The sequence below is a fragment of the Pseudomonas sp. yb_9 genome, assembly GCF_043103635.1.
Taxonomy (GTDB): domain Bacteria; phylum Pseudomonadota; class Gammaproteobacteria; order Pseudomonadales; family Pseudomonadaceae; genus Aquipseudomonas; species Aquipseudomonas monteilii.
In genome coordinates this window covers 194,009-217,371 of sequence record NZ_JBICKA010000079.1, presented here as the reverse complement: position 1 = coordinate 217,371, position 23,363 = coordinate 194,009, and the positions used below count along the sequence as shown (strand labels likewise).

The following is a 23,363-nucleotide window of genomic DNA, read 5'->3' as shown; positions in this document are numbered from 1 at the left end:
TGTCATTGCGGTTCGGGCTTCATTTAAGCCCCGTAAGGCTGTGGGAAATTACACGAGAACGCCTCGGAACTGTTCGATCACGACAGGGCAATTCCATTCACGCCAGATGTCGCGAATGGCATATCCGATCGCGCCATCGGGCCGTCTGAAGCTTTTGTTTTTCATTTGAATGTGCCACTTGGTCTGGCCACGTTCGAGCGCCCACAAAAAAGCCCCAGTCTCCCGGGGCCTCTGTTGCCAAGGCGTCTGCCTACGCCTGCCCGGTGCGCTCGAAGCGCCGGGCCAGCAACAGGTAAGCGAGGATTCCCAGCACGCCATGGGCGGCCACGAACCAGAGTGCGTTGTGGAACGAGCCGGTGCTGGCCACCACATAACCGATCACCAGCGGGGTGACGATACCGGCGACGTTGCCAATGCCATTGAACACGCCGCCGCACAGGCCAACCATCTTCTTCGGCGCCACATCCGACAGCACCGCCCAACCTACCGCTGCCAGGCCCTTGCCGAAGAAGGCCAACGTCATCATGGCAATCACCGCCGCGTTGCTATCCATGTAGTTGGCCAGCACCAGGCTGGTGGACAGCGCCATGCCGATGATGAACGGCGTCTTGCGCGCCCTGGACGGATGCACGCCACGGCGGATCAGCCAATCGGAAACGAACCCGCCAAGGATGCCGCCCGTGAAACCACAGATGGCCGGCAACGCAGCCACCCAGCCTGCCTCCATGATGGTCATGCCACGGCCCTTGATCAGGTAGATCGGGAACCAGGTGATGAAGAAGTAGGTCAGCGCCGTGATGCAGTACTGGCCCAGGTACACCGCCCACAGGTTGCGGCTGGTGAACAGTTGCATCACTTCGGCACGGGTCGGTTTGCTTTTGGTCGCCTTGCGTTCCTTTTCCAGGTCGACCAGGGCGCCGCCTTCACGCATGTAATCCAGCTCTTCGCGGCTCAAGCCTGGCGCGCTGTGCGGTTCGTGGTACAGGCGGAACCACACCACGCTCAGTACCAGCCCCAACACCCCCATCCAGATGAACACCTGCTCCCAACTCAGCGTATGGGTCATCCACGCCATCAGCGGAGCAAACACCACCACAGCCATGTACTGCGCCGAGTTGAACAGCGCCGAGGCGGTTCCACGCTCACGGGTGGGGAACCAGCAACTGACGATGCGCGAGTTGGCCGGGAACGCCGGCGACTCCACCAGGCCCAGCATGAAGCGCATGGAAAACAGCGCGACCGCAGCGGACACACCGGCCAACCCCATCCAGCCGACAGTCCCTTGCAGCAGCGTGAACAGCGACCAGAGGATCAGGCTGATGCCGTACACACGGCGGGCACCGAAGCGGTCGAGCAACCAGCCCCCGGGCACCTGGCCCAGGGCGTAGGCCCAGGCGAACGCGGAAAAGATCATGCCTAGCATGACCGGGTCCAGGCCGAGGTCCTTGAGCACCTCGGTGCCGGTAATCGACAAGGTGGCGCGGTCGGCGTAGTTGATGACGGTGATGACGAAGATCAGCGCCAGGACCAGGAAGCGATGGCGACCGACCCCGGCCACGGCCTGCGGTGCGGCGACGGCGGATTTGCTGTTCATGTAAACCCTCTTGCTTCTCGATGGAAGCGATTGTTCTTGTGAAGAGAAGGTGTGGCCCTTGGGCCTTTTGTTGTCTGCACTGGCCTCTTCGCGGGCGTGCCCGCGAAGAGGCCCTTGAGCTAAACCACCCGATTCGGTGGTAACTCACCCTGAAAACAGGCTTCGAGGTTGTGCAAAACCATGCGCCCCATCTCCAACCGGGTCTGCAACGTGGCACTGCCCCGATGCGGCTGAAGGCTGACCTGGTTGAGGTCCCGCAAGGCCGGCGGCACTTGCGGCTCATCGACGAACACGTCCAGCCCGGCACCGGCGATACGCTGCTCGCGCAATGCCTCGACCAGCGCGTCTTCATCCACCAACTTGCCGCGCGCCACGTTGATCAGGTAACCATTCGGCCCCAGTGCCTCCAGCACCTCGGCCGTTACCAACACCTGCCCACCATCGGCAGCAGCGGCGACCACCAGCACGTCCACCGAACGCGCCAGCTCGACCAGGTCAGCCTCATAGCGGTAACCCGCATCCTGCTGTTCACGCCGCCCGTTGTAGGCAATGCGCATGTCGAATGCCGCCGCACGCCGGGCAATCGCCTTGCCCACCTGGCCAAGTCCGACAATGCCCAGGTCGATACCGCTGGCCCGCCGCGCCAGCGGCAGCTCGACCGTGCCCCACAAGCCATCGCGCACCAGCCGTTCGCCCTCGCCCATACGGCGCAAGGTGTTGATGATCAGGCCCATCGCCAGGTCAGCCACATCGGCGGTGAGTACACCCGGTGTTGTGGTGACATGGATGCCGCGGCTGGCAGCATGGCGAAGGTCCACGGCGTCGGTACCGATGCCGCTGATGGCGATGATCTCCAGCGCAGGCAGCTGATCCATCAGCGCATTGGGCAGCCCTTTGGCACCGCCAGTTACAACACCGCGAACGCGTGGGCCAACGTCGTTGATCAGCTGTTGCGGGTCACGGTGTTGATACAGGCGATGCACCTGATAAGCGCGGACCAATTGGGCATCGATGGCCTCGGGGACGGGCTGGGTCAGCAGCACTTCGATGGCGTTTTCGTTCATGTTGAGCATCCGGCAGTTCGAAGACATGACTCGATGCTAGGCCTGCAATTGATACAGGTCTAATATAGATACTGGATCGAATAATTCAGGAATTGAATCATGGAGCTGCACCAGTTGCGCTGCTTCGTGGCCGTTGCCGAAGAGCTGCATTTCGGCCGTGCCGCCACGCGCCTGCACATGACCCAGCCACCCTTGAGCCGGCAGATACAACTGCTGGAACATTCCCTGGGGGTACTGCTGCTTGAGCGTAACAACCGCCAGGCGCGGCTGACCCTGGCGGGCCAGAGCTTTCTTGAAGACGCCCGGCGCATCCTGCAAATCGCCGACTCGGCCAGCCACTCGGCACGGCGCATCGCCCATGGCGAGGCAGGCCGGCTGACCCTGGGATTCACGGCGGTGGGGGCCTACAGCATGATCCCGCGCTTGCTCGTGCATGCCGGGCAGACGTTGCCGGACATCGAACTGGTGCTCAGCGAACGGGTTTCCAGTACCCAGGTGCACGACCTGGAAGCCGGCCTGATCGATGTCGGCCTGGTGCGCCAGGTGCTGCCCAGTGCGCGCGTGGAGTACCTGCCGATTCACCGCGAACCCTTCGTCGCCGCCCTGCCCGCCGGGCATGCGCTGGCACCGCGTGAGCGGATCAGGCCGAGCGATTTCGATGAGCAGCCGTTCGTGATGTACAGCGCCAACGAAGGGCGCTACTTCCATGACCGCATCGCCAACCTGTTTGCGCGGCATGAAGTGCAGCCGAAGTACCTGCACCAGCTGGGGCAGACGCATTCTATTCTGGGCCTGGTCAATGTGGGGTTGGGGTGTGCGGTGGTGCCTGCCTCGGCGCAGGCGCTGCGCCTGGAGCAGGTGGTCTTCAAGCCCCTGGTGGGGATGGAGCAGCAGGCGGAAATATTTTTGGCGTACTGCCGGGATAACCCTAATCCGGTGCTGGAGGCATTTGTAGAGATGGCGCGGGCCTTCTTTGAAGCAGGATAAAAGGTGATGGCCTCTTCGCAGGCAAGCCCGCGAAGAGGCCGGCAGCCTTAACGCACCAGGCAAGGCCGCTTGTTATCGAAGCTCCACCCCGGAATCAGGAACTGCATCGCCACGCTGTCATCCCGCGCGCCCAGGCCCATGTTGCGGTAGCACTCATGCGCCTTGGCCAGCTGATCCTCATCCAGCTCCACCCCCAGCCCCGGCCGTGCCGGTACCCGCACATGCCCGTCCACAATGCGCAGCGGCTCACGGGTCAGGCGCTGGCCATCCTGCCAGATCCAGTGGGTGTCGATCGCGGTGATCTCACCCGGCGCCGCAGCCGCCACCTGGGTGAACATCGCCAACGAAATGTCGAAGTGGTTGTTCGAATGCGAACCCCAGGTCAGCCCCCAGTCATTGCACATCTGCGCCACCCGTACCGAACCCTGCAAGGTCCAGAAGTGCGGGTCGGCCAGCGGGATGTCCACCGACTGCAACTGGATTGCATGGCCCATCTGCCGCCAGTCGGTGGCGATCATGTTGGTGGCGGTCGGCAAGCCGGTGGCGCGGCGGAACTCGGCCATCACCTCGCGGCCCGAGTAACCGTTCTCGGCACCGCACGGGTCTTCGGCGTAAGCCAGCACGTCGTGCTTGTCGCGGCACAGGGCAATGGCTTCCTTCAACGACCAGGCACCGTTCGGGTCAAGGGTGATACGGGCTTCGGGGAAGCGCTCGGCCAGGGCCGTTACCGCCTCCATCTCTTCTTCTCCCCGCAGTACACCGCCCTTGAGCTTGAAGTCGCTGAAGCCATAACGCGCCTTGGCGGCCTCGGCCAGGCGCACCACTGCTTCCGGGGTCAGGGCCTTTTCGTGGCGCACGCGGAACCAGTCATTCTCGGCATCGGCTTCGTTGCGGTAGGCCAGGTCGGTCTGCTGGCGGTCGCCGATGTAGAACAGGTAACCCAGCATCTTCACGGCATCACGTTGCTGCCCTTCACCCAGCAATGCCGCCATCGGCACGTTGAGGTGCTGACCGAGCAGGTCGAGCAGCGCCGATTCGATGGCCGTTACCGCATGCACGGTAATGCGCAGGTCGAAGGTTTGCAGGCCGCGCCCCGCCGAGTCGCGGTTGGCGAAGGTCTGGCGCATGGCATTGAGCACGCGCTGGTAATGGCCGATCGGCTGGCCGACCACCAGGCTGCGGGCGTCTTCCAGGGTTTGCCGAATTTTTTCCCCACCCGGCACTTCACCCAGCCCGGTGTTGCCCGCGCTGTCGCGCAGCACCACTACGTTGCGGGTAAAGAACGGGCCATGGGCGCCACTGAGGTTGAGCAGCATACTGTCGTGGCCAGCCACGGGGATCACGCGCAGGTCGGTGACCACCGGGGTGCTGGTGTGGACGGCGGGATTGGTCTGCATATTCATGGTTGTTGTCTCGCAGTCATCAGTGGGTCTGGCCCAGGGCCGAACGGGCCTTGAGGTCATCGGAAGGGGCGCCCTTGGGGCGAGTGCGTACAAAGAAGATGGCGATGGCCGCCAGCACCGAGGTCATCGCCAGGCCATACAGCCCGCCCTGGATCGAGCCGGTCTGCTGCTCCAGAAAACCGAAGGTGGTAGGGGCTACGAAGCCGCCGAGGTTGCCGACCGAGTTGATCAGGGCGATCACGGCCGCGGCGATGCGGGCATCCAGATATCCCTGTGGAATCGGCCAGAACAGTGACGACGCCGACTTGAAACCGATGGCGGCGAAGCACACGGCCACGAAGGCAAACACCGGCCCGCCGGTGGTGGACATGAACATGCCGATGGCGGCGACCACCAGCGCCCCGGCCACCCACGCCTGCTGGAACTTCCAGCGCGCAGAGCCGGCCGCGAAGGCGTACATGGCCAGGATCGAGATCAGCCACGGGATCGAGTTGAAGAAGCCGACCTGCAAGTCGCTGAGGTCGCCCATGCGCTTGATGATGCTCGGCAGCCAGAAGGTGGCAGCGTAGATGGTCAGCTGGATGCAGAAGTAGATGAGGCAGAACAGCACAATCTGGCGGTCTTTCAGCAGGCTCCAGGCCGAGGGTTTGACCGCCCCCAACGCTTCGCGCTCTCGCTGCTCGCGGTCGATGGTAGCTACGAGCGCGTCTTGCTCGGCCGGGCTCAACCACTTGGCATCCTGTGGTTTGGAATCCAGCCAGAAGAACACGAAGAAGCACAGCACCACCGAGGCCATGCCTTCGATGAACAGCATCCACTGCCAACCGTGCATGCCCAGGCCCTGAATCTGCATCAGCGCACCGGCCAACGGCCCGGAAATCAGCGAGGCCAGCGCCGAGCCGCTGAGGAAGATGGCAATCGCCTTGCCGCGCTCTGCACCTGGCAGCCAGCGGGTGAAGTAGTAGATCACACCGGGGAAGAAGCCCGCTTCGGCAACACCCAGCAAAAAGCGCAGTACGTAGAACTGGGTTTCGTTCTGCACAAAGGCCATGGCCGTGGCCACCAGCCCCCAGGTGAACATGATGCGCGTCAGCCAAAGCCGCGCCCCCACCTTCTGCAGCAACATGTTCGAAGGCACTTCGAACAAGGCATAGCCAATGAAGAACAGGCCGGCACCAAAACCATAAGCTGCGGCACTGATGCCCAGGTCGCTTTCCAGGTGCGGTCGGATGAAACCGATATTGACGCGGTCGAGGTAGTTGACGATGAACATGATGACGAACAGCGGCAGGACGTGGCGCTTGACCTTGGCCACGGCACTGGCCAACGCGTCGCCTTCAGTCCGCGCAGACGGAGCGAGGGTGTCGTTCACTTGTGAATCTCCCACTAATTGTTTTTGTGCGGGTCTGGGTTGTCTGACATGGCAGTGGGACGAGCATATGCCCGACGAAGTTGTACGACAAGATCAACAAAATCGACAAATACGCAAAATACAAGCTATCAAAATGACCATTTGCTTCGATCTTGCAAAAACTGATTGGCTACGCGTGGGATTGGCAACAGGAAAAAACGGCAAAAAATATTTTTATGGTTTAACTTGTCGTACAAGTACAGCTAGAAGTGGCTCACACCATGGAACCCGAACACACGCACAAACGCGGCCATAGCCGCGCCCATGACTTGGTCTCCAGCCTGACCCAACAAATTTTGTTGGGCACCTTCAGGCCTGGGGACAAATTGCCCTCGGAGAACACCCTGGTGCGCGAGCATGGCGTCAGCCGCACGGTGGTGCGTGAAGCCTTGTCGAAATTGCAGGCCTCGGGGCTGGTGGAGCCGCGCCACGGTATCGGTACCTTCGTGATGGAGCGCCAGCCACAGGCGGGGCTGCGCATCGGCGCGGAGAGCGCAGCCAATGTGCGCGACCTGTTGGAACTGCGCATTGGCCTGGAAGGCCAGGCCGCTGCTCTGGCCGCACTGCGTCGTGACGAGGGGCACCTGGCTCGCATGCGCCAGGCACTGGATGACTACCAGGACCTGGCGGCGGCCGGTGACAGCTGCATCGAGGCGGATCGGCGCTTCCACCTGCTGATTGCCGAGGCCACCGGTAACCTGTACTTCACCGAGATGCTGCTGCAACTGGGCAACAGCCTGATCCCACGCAACCGCATGGCGCTGGCCGAACGCGGCGGGGCGAAGCTGGCGCGGCAGGCCTACCTGGCGAACCTGGAGCATGAGGCCGTGCTCAATGCCATCCGCCGGCAAGACCCGGATGCAGCGCGGGCGGCGATCTGCCTGCACCTGTCCAACAGCCGTGACCGGTTGCTGCCGGATTAGAGGTTGTGCCCACCCGGCCGTTACATCCGGCCGGATCACCTCACCAGGTCAGGCAAATCTTGCCGAAATGCCGGTTGCTTTCCTGGTAACGGAACGCCTCGACGATCTGCTCCAACTCGAAGTGCTTGTCCACCACTGGCCGCAGCCCGTTGGCATCGATTGCCCGCACCATCGCCTGTTGCTGCGCACGGCTGCCCACCAGCACACCTTGCAGGCGGATTTGCCGCACCAGGGCCTGTACCAGCGGCAACTGCCCCGCCACGCCGGTAAGGATGCCGATCAGCGACACATGCCCGCCAATGCGAGCAGCAATCATCGACTGCTCCAACGTCGCCGGGCCGCCCACTTCAATCACATGATCGACGCCGCGATTACCGGTCAGCTCGCGCACTTTTTCACCCCAGGCCGGGGTGCTCTTGTAATTGATAAGGTGATCGGCCCCCAGGGCCTTGAGGCGCTCCAGCTTGGCATCGCTGGAAGAGGTGGCGATTACCGTGGCGCCGGCCAGCTTGGCGAACTGCAGCGCGAAGATCGACACGCCACCCGTGCCCTGTACCAGCACCGTGTCGCCCGGCTTGAGGTGGTCATCGCTCATCAACGCACGCCAGGCGGTAAGGCCGGCTGTAGTCAGCGTAGCCGCCTCGGCGTGGCTGAAGCCCTTCGGTGCCAGGGTGAACGCGGTAGCGCGGGCAGTGACCTGCTCTCGGGCATAACCATCGATGCCATCGCCGGGCACTCTGGCAAAGCCTTCGACATTGGCCTGGCCGTCGAGCCAGTCGGGGAAAAAGGTACTGACCACGTGGTCGCCAACCTGGAACTCGGTGACACCAGCCCCCACCGCGACCACTTCGCCGGCGCCATCGGCCATGGGGATGCGCCGCTCGCTCGGGCCCCACATGCCGCTGACCACAGCGAAGTCGTGATAGTTGAGGGAGCTGGCGTGCAAGCGCACGGTGATCTCGCCGGCCTGGGGTGCGGCAGCCTCGCGGGTGCCGACCTCGACCTTGTCGTAGCCGCCGCCGGGTTGTACGTAGATGGCTTTGCTGGTCATGGGTGGGTCTCCGTATCAGGGGAAAGAGTGGGGTTCAGCATAGACAGGTCCGGCCCTTTCGCGGGCAAGCCCGCACCACAGTGACGCCGCAGGACCTGAAACTTGCACACTACCTGTGGGAGCGGGCATGCCCGCGAAAGGGCCCGTACAGACGACACAACGGTCAGCCCAGCATCACCTTCAGCGCCCGGCAATCGGCAGCATGCCAATCCACCAGTTCCGGCCATGGGTTATCCGGCAAATTCACCAGCACTGTCCGCGCCCCAGCCGCGCGCCCGCAGTCCAGGTCGAACCGGTAATCCCCCACCATCACCAGTTCACTCGGCGCCACGCCCCAGGCACTGGCAATCTTCAGCAACCCATCCGGGCTCGGCTTGGGTGAGGCCTCGTCACGTCCCAGAATGTGCTCCACCGGGAAGCAGTCCGCCAGGCCGATGGCCTCCAGCGTCACATGCGCCAGCTCACGTGCATTACGGGTGAGAATACCCAGCCGGCACCCACGCTCGGCCAGCTCACGCACCAGCTCCACCGCGCCGGTAGCCGCTGTGGACGCAAGCGCCAGGTCGCGCTCATGCTCCAGCAGCCAGGCATGCTTGGCTGCCGCTTCGTCTACCGGCAAGGCCGCCAGGTGGGTGAGGATGTCGTGCTCGGCTGGGATGTCCAACGCCACGCGAATGGCGGCAAAGTCATGCACGGCCACGGTCAGGGTGCCGTCCATGTCGAACACCCAGTTGCGGACCTCGCCCAGGCTCATGCCCAGTCCTTACGGTGGCGAATCAGGCCTTCCTGGCTCGACGATGCCACCAGTTGCCCGGCCTGGTTGAAGATGCTGCCACGGCAGAAACCACGGGAATTACCGGCCCACGGGCTGTCGGTGGCGTACAGCAGCCACTCGTCGGCACGCAGGTTGCCATGGAACCACAGCGAATGGTCGAGGCTGGCGATCTGCATGTCGCGCTGCCACACCGATTTGCCATGCGGTAACAGCGAAGTGGTCAGTAGACCAAAATCCGAGGCGTAAGCCAGCATGTATTTGTGCAGGGCAGGTACGTCGGGCAGGTTGCCGTCGGCGCGGAACCACGCGTACTTCACCGGGTCGCCAGGCTTAGGGTTGAACGGGTCGCGCTCGGTGACCGGGCGAATTTCGATCGGCTTGGCGCACAGCACCTTGTCGCGAATGCGCTCTGGCAACTGGTCGGCCATGGCGCGCGCCAGCTCCACTTCGGTGGGCAGGTTTTCCGGGCCGACTACGTCAGGCATCTGCGCCTGGTGCTCGAAGCCTTCCTCGTCGTACTGGAACGACGCGCTGCAAGTGAAGATGGTCTGGCCCTTCTGAATCGCCGTCACCCGACGGGTGCTGAAGCTGCCGCCATCTCGCACGCGGTCCACCGAGTACACCACCGGCAGGCTGGCATCGCCCGGGCGCAGGAAGTAGCCGTGCAACGAATGCACATGGCGAGCGTCCTCGACCGTCTGGCTGGCCGCCGACAAGGACTGGCCCAGCACTTGCCCACCGTACAGCTGGCGGAAGCCCAGGTCCTGGCTACGTCCACGGAACAGGTTCTCCTCGATGGCTTCGAGGCTCAACAGGTCGACCAGGTCGTCCAACACATGACTCATTGGGGGTTCTCCTCGCAAGGCAACACGTCTCTACAGCGCTCTTTGATAAGGGCAAATGATACAGGGTTTGTCATTCGCGCCGGGCATGGCCGTGCATTCAGGCACGCAGGGTCTTTTCCCAGTGTGCGCGGTCGATGCGGTACAGCACATGCGGGCGCAGCGGGTGGCCCTCGGGCAGGCGGGGGTGTTCGAAGCTGCCGTTCAGGTCCTGCTGCATGCCAATGGCCTGCATCACCTTCTGCGACGGCAGGTTGCTCTCGCTAGTGAACGACACCACCTCTTCCAGGCGCAATTGGGCGAAAGCACAACGCAGGCAGGTCCACGCCGCCTCGCTGGCGAAACCCAGGCCCCAGTGCCGCCGTGCCAGGCGCCAGCCAATTTCCACAGCCGGCGCAAAATCGGCATCGAAGCCGACATGCAGCAACCCGGTCATGCCGATGAACGCACCGCTGTCCTTGCGCTCCAGCGCCCATAAACCAAAACCGTACTCGTTGAAGTGCCCACGCACGCGGCCAATCAGTGCAGCCGCTTCAAGGCGTGTCAGCGGCGCCGGGAAGTAGCGCATTACCTGGGGGTCGGCACACAGCGCGGCGAACTCGCGCAGGTCGTCGTCATGCCATTGGCGCAGCACCAGCCGTGCGCTTTCCAGTTCAAGAATGGGGGTCATCAGGCCTGCTCCGGTTTTGCCGTGTTGCAGTTTACAGCGTAGGCGCGGGCGCAGGTTTCACCCAGCCACCATCAACCGAATGCAATTTTCACATGCTCTTCACTGCCTCCCAACAGGGCGCTTGGCAGGATGCCGCCATCACTGCCGTGCCTGTCGCGGCCATGCCAAATGGAGCAACGCATGCTATCGAGCAATACCCTGGGGCACCCTGCCATCCACGCCCGGCGCAAGCGACGCCTCTCCCGCAAAGCCCTCGGTGCCGCCCTTGGCCTGTGCATGGTCGTGGCGGCGTTGACCACCTGGCTGGCGACGAGGACGCACATCGTGGACCTTGGCAACGAGCAACAACTGAGTGACAGCGGCCTGCTGCAGGATTGGGCCGATGGCGCAGTGATCGTGATGATCCGCCACGCCGAGCGCTGCGACAGCGCGCCCGGCCCCTGCCTGGACGACCCCACCGGCATCACCGTGGCCGGCAGCCAGGCCGCTGGCCGCGTTGGCCAGGGGCTGCACCAACTAGGCCTGAACAACACCGATATGCTCAGCAGCCCGAAACTGCGCACCCGGCAAACCGCACACTTCATCCTCGGCCAGGCGGTGGCCAGCGAGGACTGGCTGGAAAGTTGCGATAAACAGTTCGCCAGTGAAGCACTGTCACGCAAGCGCCCCGGCCACAACCTCGTGCTGGTGACCCACAACGGCTGCATCGACCACTTCGCCCGCCAGCAGAACGTTACCGGTGGCGAGCGTCAGAGTGGCTACGCCAGTGCCCTGTTCGTGTCGGTCGATGGCAACGGAAAGGCACGCATCCTGGGCCGCCTGAACGAACCCGACTGGCAGCGGGTGCTGGCCAGCGCCGCCAAATAGCTCAAGCCCCTGACGCGGTCCCTGTGGGAGCGGGCATGCCCGCGAACACGGGCGCAGCCCGTGCCAAGCACCGCGGTGCCTGCTTCGCGGGCGCGCCCGCTCCCACAAGCGCCTGCGACACCCCACAACCAAGGGCTCCCACAGCACTCACCCGTCATGGCAAGATCAGCACTGGCCCTGATTGCGACCCCACCCATGCCGCTGCCGCTGATCTACCACGAAGACTACAGCCCGGAGTTCCCCGCCGAACACCGCTTCCCGATGGACAAGTTCCGCCTGCTGCACGACCACCTGGTCGACAGCGGGCTGACCACTGATCAGGCCCTGCTGCGCCCGGACATCTGCCCCAACGAGATCCTCGCCCTGGCCCACGACCGCAGCTACATCGAACGCTACATGAACGGAGAACTGTCCCCCGAGGACCAACGCCGCCTCGGCCTGCCCTGGAGCGAAGCCCTGGCCCGGCGCACCGTACGCGCGGTAGGTGGCTCGCTGCTGACCGCCGAGATGGCGCTGCAGCACGGCATTGCCTGCCACCTCGCTGGCGGCACCCACCACGCCCATTACGACCACCCCGCCGGCTTCTGCATTTTCAACGACCTGGCCGTGATCAGCCGCTACCTGCTGGAGGCTGGCCGGGTACACCGGGTGCTGATCTTCGACTGCGATGTGCACCAAGGCGACGGCACGGCACGCATTCTGCACGACACACCCGAGGCCATCACCGTGTCGCTGCATTGCGAACAAAACTTCCCGGCACGCAAGGCACAAAGCGATTGGGACATCCCCCTGCCACGCGGCATGGGCGACGCGGCCTACCTGGAGGTGGTGGACGACGCCCTCAACTACCTGCTGCCCCTCTACCAACCCGACCTGGTGCTGTATGACGCTGGCGTCGATGTGCACAAGGACGACGCGCTGGGTTACCTGCAACTGACCGACGCTGGCGTTGCTACCCGTGACGAAGCAGTGCTGCGCCATTGCCTGGGCCGCGATATCCCGGTGGTGGGTGTGATCGGCGGCGGCTACAGCAAAGACCGCGAGGCCTTGGCCAGGCGCCACGGCATTCTTCACCACAGCGCTGCACGGGTCATCGGTTGTTCACAATGACTGTGGAACCGCTTGTGGATAACCTGCGGGAAAGGCGCTGTAGCCCTTTGCCGGCAAGGCCTGCAGAACACTGATTAATTTTTGACCAGTGCTTCCATGGGCAGCGCTGCGCTAGAATGCGCCTCTTTTCCACAGCCTGCTGCCCACCATGCCCGAACTCAACCCCGCCCCTTCTCCCCTCGCTGTCGTCATCGGTGGCGGCCCTGCCGGCCTGATGGCCGCAGAAGCACTGGCCCACGCGGGCCTGGCGGTCGAGGTGTTCGATGCCATGCCGTCCGTGGGCCGCAAGTTCCTGCTGGCGGGTGTTGGCGGCATGAACATCACCCACTCCGAGCCCTACCCGGCCTTCGTTTCACGCTATGCCGGACGTCAGGGCGAAATCGATGCGCTGCTGCGCGACTTCGATGCCGACGCCTTGCGCCAGTGGATTCACGGTTTGGGCATCGAGACCTTCGTCGGCACCTCGGGCCGGGTATTCCCCACCGACATGAAAGCCGCGCCATTGCTGCGCGCCTGGCTCAAGCGCCTGCGCGACGCCGGGGTAGTTATCCACACCCGCCACCGCTGGCTGGGCTGGAACGCCGATGGCGCCTTGCGGATTGCTTATCCACAGGGCGAGCGTGCGGTGAAAGCTGCGGTCGTGGTGCTGGCGCTGGGCGGTGGTAGCTGGGCGCGATTGGGCTCCGACGGCAGCTGGCAACCGCTGCTGGCCGAACGAGCTGTGGATATCTCACCTTTGCAGCCAAGCAACTGCGGTTTTGAAGTTGAGGGCTGGAGCGCACTGCTCAAGGACAAGTTCGCGGGCGCACCGCTGAAGAACATCGCCCTCAGCGTTCCGGGCAGCGCACCGCGCAAGGGCGAGTTCGTCCTCACCGCACAAGGGGTGGAAGGCAGCCTGGTGTATGCCTGGTCGGCGCCGGTGCGCGAAGCCATCAACCGCAGTGGCCGAGGGGTGCTGTTGCTCGACCTGCTACCGGACAAGCCTGTGGACAAGATTGCCCAGGCACTGGCCAAACCACGCGGCTCGCGCTCCATGGCCAAACACTTGCACAGCCAGTTGGGCATTGATGGAGTGAAGGCTGCGCTGCTGCGCGAGCTGACCGATCAGGCGACCTTTGCCGACCCGCAGGCGCTGGCCCGGGCGATCAAGGCATTGCCGATCACGCTGGTGCGTACACGGCCGCTGGATGAAGCGATCAGCAGTGCGGGCGGGGTGCGCTTCGAGGGGCTGGATAAGGGGTTGATGGTCAAGGGCATGCCGGGGGTGTTCTGTGCCGGCGAGATGCTGGACTGGGAGGCGCCGACCGGGGGGTATTTGCTGACGGCGTGCTTTGCCAGCGGGCTGCGTGCAGGGCGGGCAGCGGCGGATTGGGTTACGCGGATTTCCTGAAAGATTGTCGGGGCCGCATAGCGGCCCCAAAAATCTCAAGGCTTACGCTTACGCGGCCCACCATTGAAGCTCGGCACCTTGCGCACTGCCTTCACCGCCGGCTCCGCATTACCCGCTTCAGTGCTGTCCATCCAGCGCCCCAGCCCACGCTTGGCGCTGTTCTCTTTCGGCTTCTTGGGCTTCTTCGGCTTCTTGATCACCTGGCCCGTGGCATCGGTCATCGGCACCCGGTGATCGGGGATGAAGTCCGGTTCTTCATGGCGCGGCAGCGTCTGGCGAGTCAGCACTTCGATGGCCGCCAGCAGTTGCACTTCATCCGCACACACCAGCGAAATCGCCTCGCCCTTGTTGCCGGCTCGCCCGGTACGGCCGATGCGGTGCACGTAGTCCTCGGCCACGATCGGCAGGTCCAGGTTGACCACCAGCGGCAGGTCATCGATATCCAGACCACGGGCCGCCACGTCGGTTGCCACCAGCACCTGAATCTCGCGGGCCTTGAAGCTGTCCAGCGCGCGCTGGCGGGTGGCTTGCGGCCGGTCACCGTGGATACCATCGGCATTCACACCCTCGGCCAGCAAGCGCTCTACCAGCTGGTCAACGCCGTTGCGGGTTTTGGCGAACACCAGCACCTGCTTCCAGCGCTGTTTGCGCAGCAGGTGGCAGAACAGGTCGACCTTGCGTTTTTTATCCACAGGCACCAGCCACTGCTTGACGCTGGCGGCCGTGGCATTGCGCGGGCTCACTTCGATGCTGAGCGGGTCATTCAGCGCCAGCCCCGCCAGCATGCGGATCTGGTCGGAAAAGGTGGCGGAAAACAGCAACGTCTGGCGCTTGCGTGGCAGCGCGGCGTACACCGATTGCAGTTCTTCGGCAAAACCCAGGTCGAGCATGCGGTCGGCCTCGTCCAGTACCAGCGTTTGTACCTGGTTGAACTTCACCGCGTTCTGCCGGAACAGGTCGAGCAAGCGGCCCGGGGTGGCCACCAGCAGGTCCACGCCACGGCGCAGGCGCATCATCTGCGGGTTGATGCTGACCCCGCCGTACACGGCGTAAGTGCTCAGCGGCAGGTTCTCGGCGTATTCGCGCACGTTGTTATGCACCTGCTCGGCCAACTCGCGGGTGGGCACCAGCACGAGCGCACGGATCGAGTTGCTGGCCACTTTCTCACCCTCCAGGGCCAGGCGCTGCAGCACAGGCAAGGCAAAGCCCGCAGTCTTGCCGGTGCCGGTCTGGGCGGCGGCCATCAGGTCGCGGCCAGCCAGCACGGCAGGGATGGCCTTGGCCTGCACCGGGGTCGGGGTGGTGTAGTCCAGTTGCTGCAGCGTGCGCAGCAGCGGTTCGATCAGGCCGAGTTTGGCGAAATTCATGGCAATACCGTCAGGGGGTTCAGCGAAGGCGGCAAGTTTACCGCATCGCCCCTGCCTACTTGCAGATTTCGCCTTTCAACGGCTGAGGGGGCTGGGGCGCCTTGCGCCACTGTGGCAGGCCGATCAGCACCACCGCACCGATGATCACTGCCATGGCCACGCACTCTTCGGCACCAATCTGTTCACCGGCAAAGACAATGCCCAGCAGCACCGCCACTGCCGGGTTGACGTAGGCATAGCTGGTGGCGGCAGCCGGGCGCACATGCTTGAGCAGGTACATGTAGGCACTGAACGCCAGGATCGAGCCGAAGAACACCAGGTAGGCCAACGCCCCCCAACCGGCTGCGGTCGGCATCTGCGTCATGCGCTCACCCGACACCACGCTGCCCAGCAACAGCACCGCACCGCCCACCAGCATTTCCGCAGCACTGGCCATCGGCCCTTGGGGCAACGGCAAGGTCTTGCTCCACACCGAGCCGAATGCCCACGACGCCGCGGCAAAAATGATCAGTGCCGCACCAATCGGGCTTGCCTGCAAGTTGGAGCCCAGGTTCAGCAGGCCGATACCCACCAGCCCCAGGGCAATGCCTGCCCACTCCAGCTTCGAGTTGCGGTGCCCGAACAGCAGGCCAAACAGCAAGGTGAACAAAGGTACTGTCGCCACCGCCAGTGCCGCCACGCCCGATGCCACGCCGGCATGCTCGGCCACCGTCACGCCGCCGTTGCCACAACTGAGCAGCAGAAAACCGATCGCCCCTGCCGCTCGCCACTGCGGCCAGGTAGGCGCCGGCACACCGCGCCAGCGCAAGAACCCGTACAGCAGGCCACCGGCAATCAGAAAGCGCACCCCGGCCATGAACATCGGTGGCCAGCTCTCCACACCAATTCGAATGAACAGGTAGGTAGACCCCCAGACCAGGTACAAGGCCAGGAAAGCACCAATGAGCAACAACGGGAAACGACGGGCGGCAGGCATGGGAAAACTCGAAATCCGTTTACGGGTGAGTCAGTTTAACGGCCAGCCTGCATGGAGTTACGTTACAGAATGTGTGCAAATGAGCGGCACACTTCTGGTGCGTTCGGCTTGGGGTATGGGGCGCCTCGCCAATCGAGCGCCGCCCGCGCGGCGCATCGCGAGCTGCGCTCGCTCCTACGTTTGTTTCGGGCCAGTTTTCACCGGTATCTGGCGAGGGTTTCGCGGATCTTCGCAGCGGGCACTTTCTGCAAGCGGCACAGGAAGTCGTGTGAAAGTTGCTGGATACCATGGGCCTGACGCAGTTCACCGGCCAGGTGTTGCAACAGGTTGGCCGCCATCTCGGCATCGGCCATGGCCCGGTGCGCGGTACCGGTGTCCGGCAACCCGGCCCAGCGGGTCAGGGTGCCCAGCTTGTGGTTCGGCGCCATTGGCAGCAGGCGCCGCGACAACAGCAGGGAGCAGGCGAACGACTGGCGGCGGCTACGGCCGATGCGGCTCAGTTCGTAGTCCCAGAACTTCTGGTCGAACGCCGCGTTGTGTGCCAGCAACGGGGTATCGCCGACAAACTCGGCCACTTCGTTCATCACCCTGTCCACCGGCGGCGCGCTGCGCAGCATGGCGGTGGTGATGCCAGTCAACCCGGCAACGAAAGCTGGTACCGGTACACCGGCGTTCATCAGGCTCTGGTAGCGCTCGACGATGCGCCCGTCCTCCAGCATCACCACAGCCACTTCAGTGGCGCGGCAGCCTGCGCTGGGGGTGATGCCGGTAGTTTCAAAGTCGATGACAGCAATACGTTCCATTAAAGGGCCTCAATGTTTGAGCAACAGCTTACCTTCAATGGGCACGTAACGGGTGGCCGCGCGGATCAATGACAAGGCGGTAAGCCCAGGCACGCCATACACCACGGCCTCGGTACCGTGGCGCTGGATCACCCGCTCCAGCAGCAGGTCGAAATCACCATCGCCGGAGGCCAGCACCACCTGGTCGACCCGGCTGGCTGCATCGATCACATCCAGGGTGATACCCACATCCCAGTCACCCTTGGCCGAGCCATCGCTGCGCTGAATGAAGGGTTTGAGGCGCACATCGAAACCGAGGTTGCGCAAGATCTGCTGGAACTGCTGTTGCTTGCTGTCGCCACGGTCGATGGCATAGGCCACGGCTTCGACGATCTGGCCTTCACGGCTGACGTCAGCCCATAACGCGGTGTAGTTGAAATGGCAGCCGTGAGCCTGGCGCACGGTGTAGTAGAGGTTCTGCACATCGGCGAACAGCGCGATCTTTTTCACCTTGAACCTCATGGTCGGCCTGGAATACAGAGGGCTGCAAAGCAGCCCCCATAAATGCCAGCAGTATGCCAGACCTGTCAGACGTACGAATCGTCGTCCGAGAAGAACCCGCCATCATCGCTGCCGTAATCGGTGTCGGCATAACCGCCCTGGTCATTCCCCCAACCCCCGTTGTCAGCCACGTGCTGCTGCCCGCCCTGGTCGTTCCAGCCGCCGCTGTCACTGGCCGGTGTCGGCTCTTCCTTGATCACCTCGACCACCTCTTCCGGCTGCGAGTTATGGTTGAACAGGCTGCTGATACCCTGCGCCAGCAACACGCCACCGGCCACACCGGCCGCCGTTTGCATGGCGCCGCCAAGGAAGCTGCTGGCACCACTGCGCGCCGGTGCCGCACCAAAGCCAGGCTGCTGCGCTTGAGGCTGGGAAAAGCCCGGCGCCGAAGGCTCACGCCAGCCACCGCCGGATGCTACGGGGGGCGCCGAAGGGCGTTGTTGTGGCTGCGCGACAGGAGCCGCATTGCGCCCACCCGAGCCAAAGATGCTGGACAGGAAGCCACCACCGCCAGTGCTCTGTGCACTGCTGCTGGCCTGTGCAGCCTCAGCCTGGGCACGGGCCTGCTTCAGTTCGGCTTCCAGCTGCTTGTTCTGCTCGTCGAGGCGCTTGATTGCCGCCTCCTGCACCAGGATGGCCTGGGCCATGTAGTACGGCGCCGCCGGCTGCTGGCGCAGGTGTTGCTCGATGCACGCCTGGGCCTGCGCGTCACGCGGCTGGCTTGGGTCTTCAGCTTGCTTGATGCGGCCGAACAGGCCGTCGATCAGGGATTGTTCTTCAGTGTTCATGGGCGACCTCGTGGGGTAGCGGGACATCGGACAGCGTCAAAGATGGGGCGTACGGCCACAGGATTCAATCACTGTCGCGGTGAAACTTTTTTCAGCAAGTGACAGCCGCACGCCCGCTTTGGGCTAAAGTTACGCCCCTGTTTTATTGCCATGCGATGTTGACTGATGAATCCGCTGAGCGTTCTGCGCGACTCCCTGTACTTCTTCCGCCGCCACCTGCCGAACATCCTCCAGCTGTGCCTGCCGCTGGTGGTACTGGAAGCCCTGCTCACCCAGCTGCTGTACCGGCAGATGGGCGACCAGGCATCACCGGCCTACGGCATGCTGGTGAGCCTGCTGTTCTACCCGCTGTACAGCGCCGCATTGATCCTTTACCTGCACACCCGCAGCAATGGTCAGGACATCGGCAAGCGCGACCTGTTCGCCCGCGCCTTGCAGCTGTGGCCCCAGTTGGCCTTGCTGATACTCATCAGCTCGCTGCTGATCATGGCCGGCCTTGCGCTGTTCATCTTCCCGGGCGTGTGGATCATGATCAACCTGGTGTTTGCCGAGTACCTGCTGGTGCTGCGCGGCCGCCCAGTGGTGCAGGCGATGCGCGAAAGCGCAGCCATGACCACCGGGCACTTCATGCGCATCATGATCTGCGTGGTGGCGGTGCTGGCCCCGATCTGGCTGATCGACGGGCTGCTGCTGATGGCCTTCCCCGAGCCATCACCCGGCATGGAGCTGGGCATGGATAGCCTCAGCGGCTTCCTGCAGCTGTTCAGCACTGTGGTGCTCTACCGCCTGTTCATGCTGCTGGAGGGGGAAGCCGGGGCGTGATGCCCCGGCCCAGCCTGATCAGGTACCCCGCGGCTTGGCCCGCGCCGTGGCTTCGGCCACCAGCGGGTCGTCCGGCCAATAGTGTTTCGGATAGCGCCCCTTCAAATCCTTTTTAACCTCGGCATAGGTCGTACGCCAGAAGTTGGCCAGGTCTTGGGTTACCTGCACCGGCCGACGCGCCGGTGACAACAGGTGAAGCTTGACCTGTTGCCGGCCATTGGCGATGCGCGGGGTGTCGGCAAGGCCGAACAACTCTTGCAGGCGCACAGCGAGAATCGGCGGGTATTCGCTGTAGTCCAGGCGGATATTCGAGCCCGATGGCACCGCCAGGTGAGCTGGGGCCTGTTCTTCCAGACGTTGCGGCAATGGCCAGGGCAACAGGTTGCGCAGTAGCGACGGCAAGTCCAGCGCGGCAAAGTGACTGAGGCGCGATACCTTGCCCAGATAGGGCTGCAACCAGTCTTCCAGGCTGGCGAGCAATGCTTCGTCACCCAGGTCAGGCCATTCGCTTTGCCCGTCCTTGTCCAGGTCCAGCTGGCGTAGCAGTGCCACCCGCGCCTGCCACTGGCGCAGCTCCGGAGTCCAGGTCAGCAGGTTCAGGCCTTTGCGCCGTACCAGGCCAAGCAGTGCCTTGGCGCGCGCTTCGTCACTCAAGCCAGTCAACGGCTCTCGGCTAAGTATCAGCTCCCCGACTTTGGTCTGGCGCTCGGCACGCAGCACTTGCTCACGCTCATCCCAATCAAGCAGATCAACCCGCTCTACCTGTTCGGCCAGCACGTCATCAAGCAATGTCGGGTCGAATTCTGCCGCCAGGTAGATACGTTCTTCGCGCTGGCCTTGACGGCTGCCCAGATCGGCGATCACCAGCCATGGGCTTTTCATTAACGCATCGACCTCGCCGAACAAGGCTGCGCGGCCATTGGCCAGGCGATACTCGGCGCCCCCTTCACGGCGCTGCTGCGCCACCCGGTCGGGATAGGCCAGCGCCAGCAAGGCGCCAAGCCAACGCGGATGATCGGGGTCGGCAACGGCGGCCCCGGCCTTACCGCGCAACAGGCCACGGTATTGGCGTGCCAACTGTCGGGCGCGCTGCACGCCACCCTGGCCGCCACGGCTGGCCTTGCTCTCGCCGCTGACCAGGGCCAGCCGACTGTGCAGGTCGGCACCGCCGCCGCGCTGGATATCCCGCTCGCCAAGCAACGCTGCCACATCACAGGCCATGGTGGCCAAACCCAGGTACTGGCCACGCAGCAACAAATGGGCGATACGGGGGTGGGCCGGCAGTTCTGCCATGGCCTGGCCGTGGTCGCTGAGGTTGTCGCGGCTGCCCGGTTTGAATGCCCCCAGCCGCGCCAGCAGGTCCTGGGCCTGGGAAAACGCCGCATTGGGCGGTTGATCGAGCCAACTCAGCTGGTCAGGTGCAACCCCCCAGCGCGCCAGTTGCAGGGCCAGCCCAGCTAGGTCGGCCTGGAGGATCTCGGCGCTACCATATGCCGCCAGCTGGTCATGCTGGGCCTCGGACCACAGGCGGTAACACACGCCCGGCTCCAGACGGCCGGCACGGCCGGCGCGCTGGGTGGCACTGGCACGGGAGATGCGCTGGGTGTCCAGACGGGTCATGCCACTGCCGGGGTCGAAGCGCGGCACCCGGGCCAGGCCGGCGTCGATCACCACACGCACACCGTCGATGGTCAGGCTGGTCTCGGCGATGTTAGTGGCCAGCACCACCTTGCGCAGGCCTTTAGGCGCCGGGTCGATGGCGGCGCGCTGGGCGTTGAGGTCGAGTTCGCCATGCAGCGGGCACAACAAAATCTCGGGGCGCTCGCCCAGTGCCTCCTGCAAGCTCTGGTGCACACGCCGGATTTCCGCCTGGCCCGGCAGAAACACCAGCACACTGCCGGTTTGGTCGGCCAGCGCCTGCAGCACGCTGTCCACCACCCGTGGCTCGATGAACTCGCCCGGCTGGAAAGGCCGCCCCCAGCAGATATCCACTGGATGCATGCGGCCCTCACTGCTGACCACCGGGGCATCGTCTAGCAACCGCGACAGGCGCTCGCCTTCCAGGGTGGCGGACATCAGCAGAATCTTAAGCGGCGGGTCGTCACGCAGCAACTCGCGGCCATTCAGGCTCAACGCCAGGGCCAGATCGGCGTCCAGGCTGCGTTCATGAAATTCGTCAAAGATCAGCAAGCCCACGCCTTCCAGCGCCGGGTCTGCCTGTAAGCGACGGGTGAGGATACCTTCGGTTACCACTTCAATGCGGGTGTTCGGCCCAACCTTGCTGTCCAGGCGAATGCGGTAGCCCACGGTCTGGCCCACCTGCTCGCCCAGTTCGCTGGCCAGCCGCTCGGCGGCCGCACGCGCCGCCAGGCGCCGGGGCTCCAGCATGAGAATGGTTTGCCCGGCCAGCCACGGCTCGTTCAGCAACGCCAGCGGCACGCGGGTGGTCTTGCCGGCGCCGGGGGGGGCTTCGAGCACGGCTTCGTCACGTTTTCCCAAGGCTTGGCGCAAGGCGGGCAAGACGGCATCGATCGGTAATGAAATCATGGTGGTCCTCGAACAGTCTCGGGAGTATAACGGCGAACCCAGCCTGCTCTATCATGGTCTTAAGCTTCAGGCGCAGGCGCTTCGCTTGCCCTGCTGAATACCTTCTCGGAGATTTACATGCGCATCTCGACCCGCGTCATCGGTGGCACCCTCATCGCCACACTGCTGACCCAACTGACGGCCTGCGGCACCATTTTCTATCCAGACCGGCGCGGCCAGATCGGCGGCAAGATCGACCCTGTGGTTGCCGCAATGGACGCCATTGGCATCCTGTTCTACGTGATCCCGGGCCTGATCGCCTTCGGCATCGACTTCGCCACGGGCGCCATCTACTACCCGGGTGGCCGCACCGCCCAGGTCGACCCGGCCAAGCTGCAAGAAGCCGTCAGCCCCGACGGCAAGGTCGACAACCTGAAGCTGCAGGCCATTCTTGAAAGCGAGCTGGGCCAACGCCTGCCGCTGAACGACCCAAGGCTGATCCAGCACCGCGGCAGCGTCGAGCAACTGGCCAGCCTTGGCCTGGTGCCGGCAGCCTGAAACCCACACGGACATTGACCACGGATGATCACCCCGGCTGAACACCAGCGCCTGCTACGCCTGGCCACCCGCGCATCACTGACGGTGGCCAGCATCCTTGTACTGAGCAAGGCGCTGGCCTGGTGGCTGAGCGGCTCGGTTAGCCTGCTGGCCGGGCTGACCGACTCGGCACTGGATGCCGTTGCCTCGTTTCTCAACCTGCTGGCCGTCCATTACGCCCTGCGACCGGCCGACGACGACCACCGTTTTGGCCATGGCAAGGCCGAAGCGCTGGCAGGCATGGCGCAGGCGCTGTTCATCGCCGTCAGTGCAGTGCTGATCGGCGTGCAGGCAGCCGAACGCCTGCACACACCGCAACCCTTGGGCGGTACCGGTATCGGTATTGCCGTGATGCTGCTGTCACTGGCGCTGACCCTTGCCCTGCTGGCCTTGCAGCGCAAGGTCATTCGCCTGACCGGCTCCACCGCCGTGCGGGCCGACTCCCTGCACTACCGCTCGGACCTGCTGCTGAACGGCAGCATCCTGTTGGCCCTGTTGCTGGCGCGTTTTGGCTGGCCGCAACTGGATGCGCTGTTCGGCCTTGGCATAGCCTGCTACATCCTCTGGAGCGCGCTGCAGATTGCCCGCGAAAGTACGGCGATCCTGATGGACAAGGAACTGCCCGGCGATGTTGGTGAAGGCATGGCCGCCCTGGTACTGGCCATTCCCGGCGTGAAAGGCGTGCACGACTTGCGCACGCGGGTATCGGGCAACCAGTGGTTCGTGCAGTTGCACCTGGAGCTGCCGGGGCAGTTGCCGCTGCATGAGGCGCACGGGTTGTGCGTTGAGGCATCAAAGGTCATCCGCCAGCGTTATCCACAGGCGGATGTGATGGTGCATGCAGACCCGGTATAGCG

At 64.0% G+C, this 23,363-nt stretch carries 22 protein-coding genes; 8 read left to right on the top strand and 14 right to left on the bottom strand.

Going from position 1 to position 23,363, the window contains the following annotated elements; genetic code table 11:
* Positions 1–250 precede the first annotated feature (250 nt).
* Together ACF8MI_RS21785 and ACF8MI_RS21780 are read right to left on the bottom strand one after the other, a co-directional pair.
* On the bottom strand, positions 251–1,594 hold the full coding sequence (locus ACF8MI_RS21785; protein ID WP_060498478.1) for an MFS transporter: 1,344 nt from the start codon (positions 1,592–1,594) through the stop codon (positions 251–253).
* A 119-nt stretch (positions 1,595–1,713) separates the two neighbouring features.
* A complete protein-coding gene (locus tag ACF8MI_RS21780) occupies positions 1,714–2,658 on the bottom strand; it encodes a 2-hydroxyacid dehydrogenase (RefSeq protein ID WP_200928826.1) in 945 nt (314 codons plus the stop codon).
* Between the two features lie 99 nt (positions 2,659–2,757).
* Between ACF8MI_RS21780 and ACF8MI_RS21775 the strand changes: the two genes are divergently transcribed.
* On the top strand, positions 2,758–3,645 hold the full coding sequence (locus tag ACF8MI_RS21775) for a LysR substrate-binding domain-containing protein (RefSeq protein ID WP_060498480.1): 888 nt from the start codon (positions 2,758–2,760) through the stop codon (positions 3,643–3,645).
* A 47-nt stretch (positions 3,646–3,692) separates the two neighbouring features.
* Here the strand turns inward: ACF8MI_RS21775 and gudD are convergent, their stop codons facing one another.
* Both gudD and ACF8MI_RS21765 read right to left on the bottom strand, forming a co-directional pair.
* Positions 3,693–5,048 carry a glucarate dehydratase gene (gene gudD / locus ACF8MI_RS21770; protein WP_104833905.1) on the bottom strand — a complete coding sequence of 452 codons (1,356 nt, stop codon included), beginning with the start codon at positions 5,046–5,048 and terminating at the stop codon, positions 3,693–3,695.
* A 19-nt stretch (positions 5,049–5,067) separates the two neighbouring features.
* Complete coding sequence (locus ACF8MI_RS21765; protein ID WP_060498482.1) at positions 5,068–6,420, bottom strand: MFS transporter; 1,353 nt, start codon at positions 6,418–6,420, stop codon at positions 5,068–5,070.
* A 260-nt stretch (positions 6,421–6,680) separates the two neighbouring features.
* On the opposite strand from ACF8MI_RS21765, the gene ACF8MI_RS21760 reads away from it, so the two are divergent.
* Entirely contained in the window at positions 6,681–7,382 is a 702-nt protein-coding gene (locus tag ACF8MI_RS21760; RefSeq protein WP_019097491.1) for a FadR/GntR family transcriptional regulator, read from the top strand.
* A 40-nt stretch (positions 7,383–7,422) separates the two neighbouring features.
* Here the strand turns inward: ACF8MI_RS21760 and ACF8MI_RS21755 are convergent, their stop codons facing one another.
* The 4 genes from ACF8MI_RS21755 to ACF8MI_RS21740 all read right to left on the bottom strand — a co-directional run bounded on the left by ACF8MI_RS21755 (position 7,423) and on the right by ACF8MI_RS21740 (position 10,720).
* Positions 7,423–8,433 (bottom strand): NAD(P)-dependent alcohol dehydrogenase, encoded by a 1,011-nt coding sequence (locus ACF8MI_RS21755; RefSeq protein ID WP_060498483.1) that lies wholly within the window; start codon positions 8,431–8,433, stop codon positions 7,423–7,425.
* Between the two features lie 163 nt (positions 8,434–8,596).
* A complete protein-coding gene (locus tag ACF8MI_RS21750) occupies positions 8,597–9,187 on the bottom strand; it encodes an HAD family hydrolase (protein WP_060498484.1) in 591 nt (196 codons plus the stop codon).
* Entirely contained in the window at positions 9,184–10,053 is an 870-nt protein-coding gene (gene tesB, locus ACF8MI_RS21745) for an acyl-CoA thioesterase II (protein ID WP_016712127.1), read from the bottom strand. The genes ACF8MI_RS21750 and tesB overlap by 4 nt, the downstream gene beginning before the upstream one ends.
* Before the next feature lie 97 nt (positions 10,054–10,150).
* On the bottom strand, positions 10,151–10,720 hold the full coding sequence (locus ACF8MI_RS21740) for a GNAT family N-acetyltransferase (RefSeq protein ID WP_019097494.1): 570 nt from the start codon (positions 10,718–10,720) through the stop codon (positions 10,151–10,153).
* Between the two features lie 180 nt (positions 10,721–10,900).
* On the opposite strand from ACF8MI_RS21740, the gene ACF8MI_RS21735 reads away from it, so the two are divergent.
* The 3 genes from ACF8MI_RS21735 to ACF8MI_RS21725 all read left to right on the top strand — a co-directional run bounded on the left by ACF8MI_RS21735 (position 10,901) and on the right by ACF8MI_RS21725 (position 14,087).
* Complete coding sequence (locus ACF8MI_RS21735; RefSeq protein ID WP_104833902.1) at positions 10,901–11,587, top strand: histidine phosphatase family protein; 687 nt, start codon at positions 10,901–10,903, stop codon at positions 11,585–11,587.
* Between the two features lie 195 nt (positions 11,588–11,782).
* Entirely contained in the window at positions 11,783–12,697 is a 915-nt protein-coding gene (locus ACF8MI_RS21730; protein WP_200929491.1) for a histone deacetylase, read from the top strand.
* 148 nt (positions 12,698–12,845) lie between these two features.
* On the top strand, positions 12,846–14,087 hold the full coding sequence (locus tag ACF8MI_RS21725; RefSeq protein ID WP_104833901.1) for a TIGR03862 family flavoprotein: 1,242 nt from the start codon (positions 12,846–12,848) through the stop codon (positions 14,085–14,087).
* A gap of 35 nt (positions 14,088–14,122) precedes the next feature.
* Here the strand turns inward: ACF8MI_RS21725 and ACF8MI_RS21720 are convergent, their stop codons facing one another.
* The 5 genes from ACF8MI_RS21720 to ACF8MI_RS21700 form a co-directional block, all read right to left on the bottom strand.
* Complete coding sequence (locus tag ACF8MI_RS21720; RefSeq protein ID WP_060498489.1) at positions 14,123–15,454, bottom strand: DEAD/DEAH box helicase; 1,332 nt, start codon at positions 15,452–15,454, stop codon at positions 14,123–14,125.
* A 55-nt stretch (positions 15,455–15,509) separates the two neighbouring features.
* Positions 15,510–16,430, bottom strand: coding sequence for a drug/metabolite exporter YedA (gene yedA / locus ACF8MI_RS21715; RefSeq protein ID WP_156867664.1), 921 nt, complete (start codon positions 16,428–16,430; stop codon positions 15,510–15,512).
* A gap of 197 nt (positions 16,431–16,627) precedes the next feature.
* On the bottom strand, positions 16,628–17,233 hold the full coding sequence (locus ACF8MI_RS21710) for a PolC-type DNA polymerase III (protein WP_060498491.1): 606 nt from the start codon (positions 17,231–17,233) through the stop codon (positions 16,628–16,630).
* 9 nt (positions 17,234–17,242) lie between these two features.
* On the bottom strand, positions 17,243–17,734 hold the full coding sequence (locus tag ACF8MI_RS21705; protein WP_156867665.1) for an NYN domain-containing protein: 492 nt from the start codon (positions 17,732–17,734) through the stop codon (positions 17,243–17,245).
* A 65-nt stretch (positions 17,735–17,799) separates the two neighbouring features.
* Positions 17,800–18,561 (bottom strand): DUF2076 domain-containing protein, encoded by a 762-nt coding sequence (locus ACF8MI_RS21700; RefSeq protein ID WP_060498492.1) that lies wholly within the window; start codon positions 18,559–18,561, stop codon positions 17,800–17,802.
* Between the two features lie 165 nt (positions 18,562–18,726).
* Here ACF8MI_RS21700 and ACF8MI_RS21695 point away from each other — a divergent pair, with 165 nt between their 5' ends.
* Positions 18,727–19,383, top strand: coding sequence for a YciC family protein (locus tag ACF8MI_RS21695; RefSeq protein WP_156867666.1), 657 nt, complete (start codon positions 18,727–18,729; stop codon positions 19,381–19,383).
* An 18-nt stretch (positions 19,384–19,401) separates the two neighbouring features.
* Here the strand turns inward: ACF8MI_RS21695 and hrpB are convergent, their stop codons facing one another.
* Complete coding sequence (gene hrpB, locus ACF8MI_RS21690) at positions 19,402–21,930, bottom strand: ATP-dependent helicase HrpB (protein WP_104833898.1); 2,529 nt, start codon at positions 21,928–21,930, stop codon at positions 19,402–19,404.
* A 117-nt stretch (positions 21,931–22,047) separates the two neighbouring features.
* Here hrpB and ACF8MI_RS21685 point away from each other — a divergent pair, with 117 nt between their 5' ends.
* Together ACF8MI_RS21685 and ACF8MI_RS21680 are read left to right on the top strand one after the other, a co-directional pair.
* A complete protein-coding gene (locus ACF8MI_RS21685; RefSeq protein WP_200928827.1) occupies positions 22,048–22,467 on the top strand; it encodes a polyribonucleotide nucleotidyltransferase in 420 nt (139 codons plus the stop codon).
* A 24-nt stretch (positions 22,468–22,491) separates the two neighbouring features.
* Complete coding sequence (locus ACF8MI_RS21680; protein WP_060498496.1) at positions 22,492–23,361, top strand: cation diffusion facilitator family transporter; 870 nt, start codon at positions 22,492–22,494, stop codon at positions 23,359–23,361.
* The last annotated feature ends 2 nt before the right edge of the window (positions 23,362–23,363 follow it).

Bases quoted from the DNA above. Each gene is read 5' to 3' on its own strand.
- ACF8MI_RS21785 (WP_060498478.1), bottom strand. From the start codon at position 1,594: ATGAACAGCAAATCCGCCGTCGCCGCACCGCAGGCCGTGGCCGGGGTC.
- ACF8MI_RS21780 (WP_200928826.1), bottom strand. From the start codon at position 2,658: ATGAACGAAAACGCCATCGAAGTGCTGCTGACCCAGCCCGTCCCCGAG.
- ACF8MI_RS21775 (WP_060498480.1), top strand. From the start codon at position 2,758: ATGGAGCTGCACCAGTTGCGCTGCTTCGTGGCCGTTGCCGAAGAGCTG.
- gudD (WP_104833905.1), bottom strand. From the start codon at position 5,048: ATGAATATGCAGACCAATCCCGCCGTCCACACCAGCACCCCGGTGGTC.
- ACF8MI_RS21760 (WP_019097491.1), top strand. From the start codon at position 6,681: ATGGAACCCGAACACACGCACAAACGCGGCCATAGCCGCGCCCATGAC.
- ACF8MI_RS21755 (WP_060498483.1), bottom strand. From the start codon at position 8,433: ATGACCAGCAAAGCCATCTACGTACAACCCGGCGGCGGCTACGACAAG.
- ACF8MI_RS21750 (WP_060498484.1), bottom strand. From the start codon at position 9,187: ATGAGCCTGGGCGAGGTCCGCAACTGGGTGTTCGACATGGACGGCACC.
- tesB (WP_016712127.1), bottom strand. From the start codon at position 10,053: ATGAGTCATGTGTTGGACGACCTGGTCGACCTGTTGAGCCTCGAAGCC.
- ACF8MI_RS21740 (WP_019097494.1), bottom strand. From the start codon at position 10,720: ATGACCCCCATTCTTGAACTGGAAAGCGCACGGCTGGTGCTGCGCCAA.
- ACF8MI_RS21735 (WP_104833902.1), top strand. From the start codon at position 10,901: ATGCTATCGAGCAATACCCTGGGGCACCCTGCCATCCACGCCCGGCGC.
- ACF8MI_RS21730 (WP_200929491.1), top strand. From the start codon at position 11,783: ATGCCGCTGCCGCTGATCTACCACGAAGACTACAGCCCGGAGTTCCCC.
- ACF8MI_RS21725 (WP_104833901.1), top strand. From the start codon at position 12,846: ATGCCCGAACTCAACCCCGCCCCTTCTCCCCTCGCTGTCGTCATCGGT.
- ACF8MI_RS21720 (WP_060498489.1), bottom strand. From the start codon at position 15,454: ATGAATTTCGCCAAACTCGGCCTGATCGAACCGCTGCTGCGCACGCTG.
- yedA (WP_156867664.1), bottom strand. From the start codon at position 16,430: ATGCCTGCCGCCCGTCGTTTCCCGTTGTTGCTCATTGGTGCTTTCCTG.
- ACF8MI_RS21710 (WP_060498491.1), bottom strand. From the start codon at position 17,233: ATGGAACGTATTGCTGTCATCGACTTTGAAACTACCGGCATCACCCCC.
- ACF8MI_RS21705 (WP_156867665.1), bottom strand. From the start codon at position 17,734: ATGAGGTTCAAGGTGAAAAAGATCGCGCTGTTCGCCGATGTGCAGAAC.
- ACF8MI_RS21700 (WP_060498492.1), bottom strand. From the start codon at position 18,561: ATGAACACTGAAGAACAATCCCTGATCGACGGCCTGTTCGGCCGCATC.
- ACF8MI_RS21695 (WP_156867666.1), top strand. From the start codon at position 18,727: ATGAATCCGCTGAGCGTTCTGCGCGACTCCCTGTACTTCTTCCGCCGC.
- hrpB (WP_104833898.1), bottom strand. From the start codon at position 21,930: ATGATTTCATTACCGATCGATGCCGTCTTGCCCGCCTTGCGCCAAGCC.
- ACF8MI_RS21685 (WP_200928827.1), top strand. From the start codon at position 22,048: ATGCGCATCTCGACCCGCGTCATCGGTGGCACCCTCATCGCCACACTG.
- ACF8MI_RS21680 (WP_060498496.1), top strand. From the start codon at position 22,492: ATGATCACCCCGGCTGAACACCAGCGCCTGCTACGCCTGGCCACCCGC.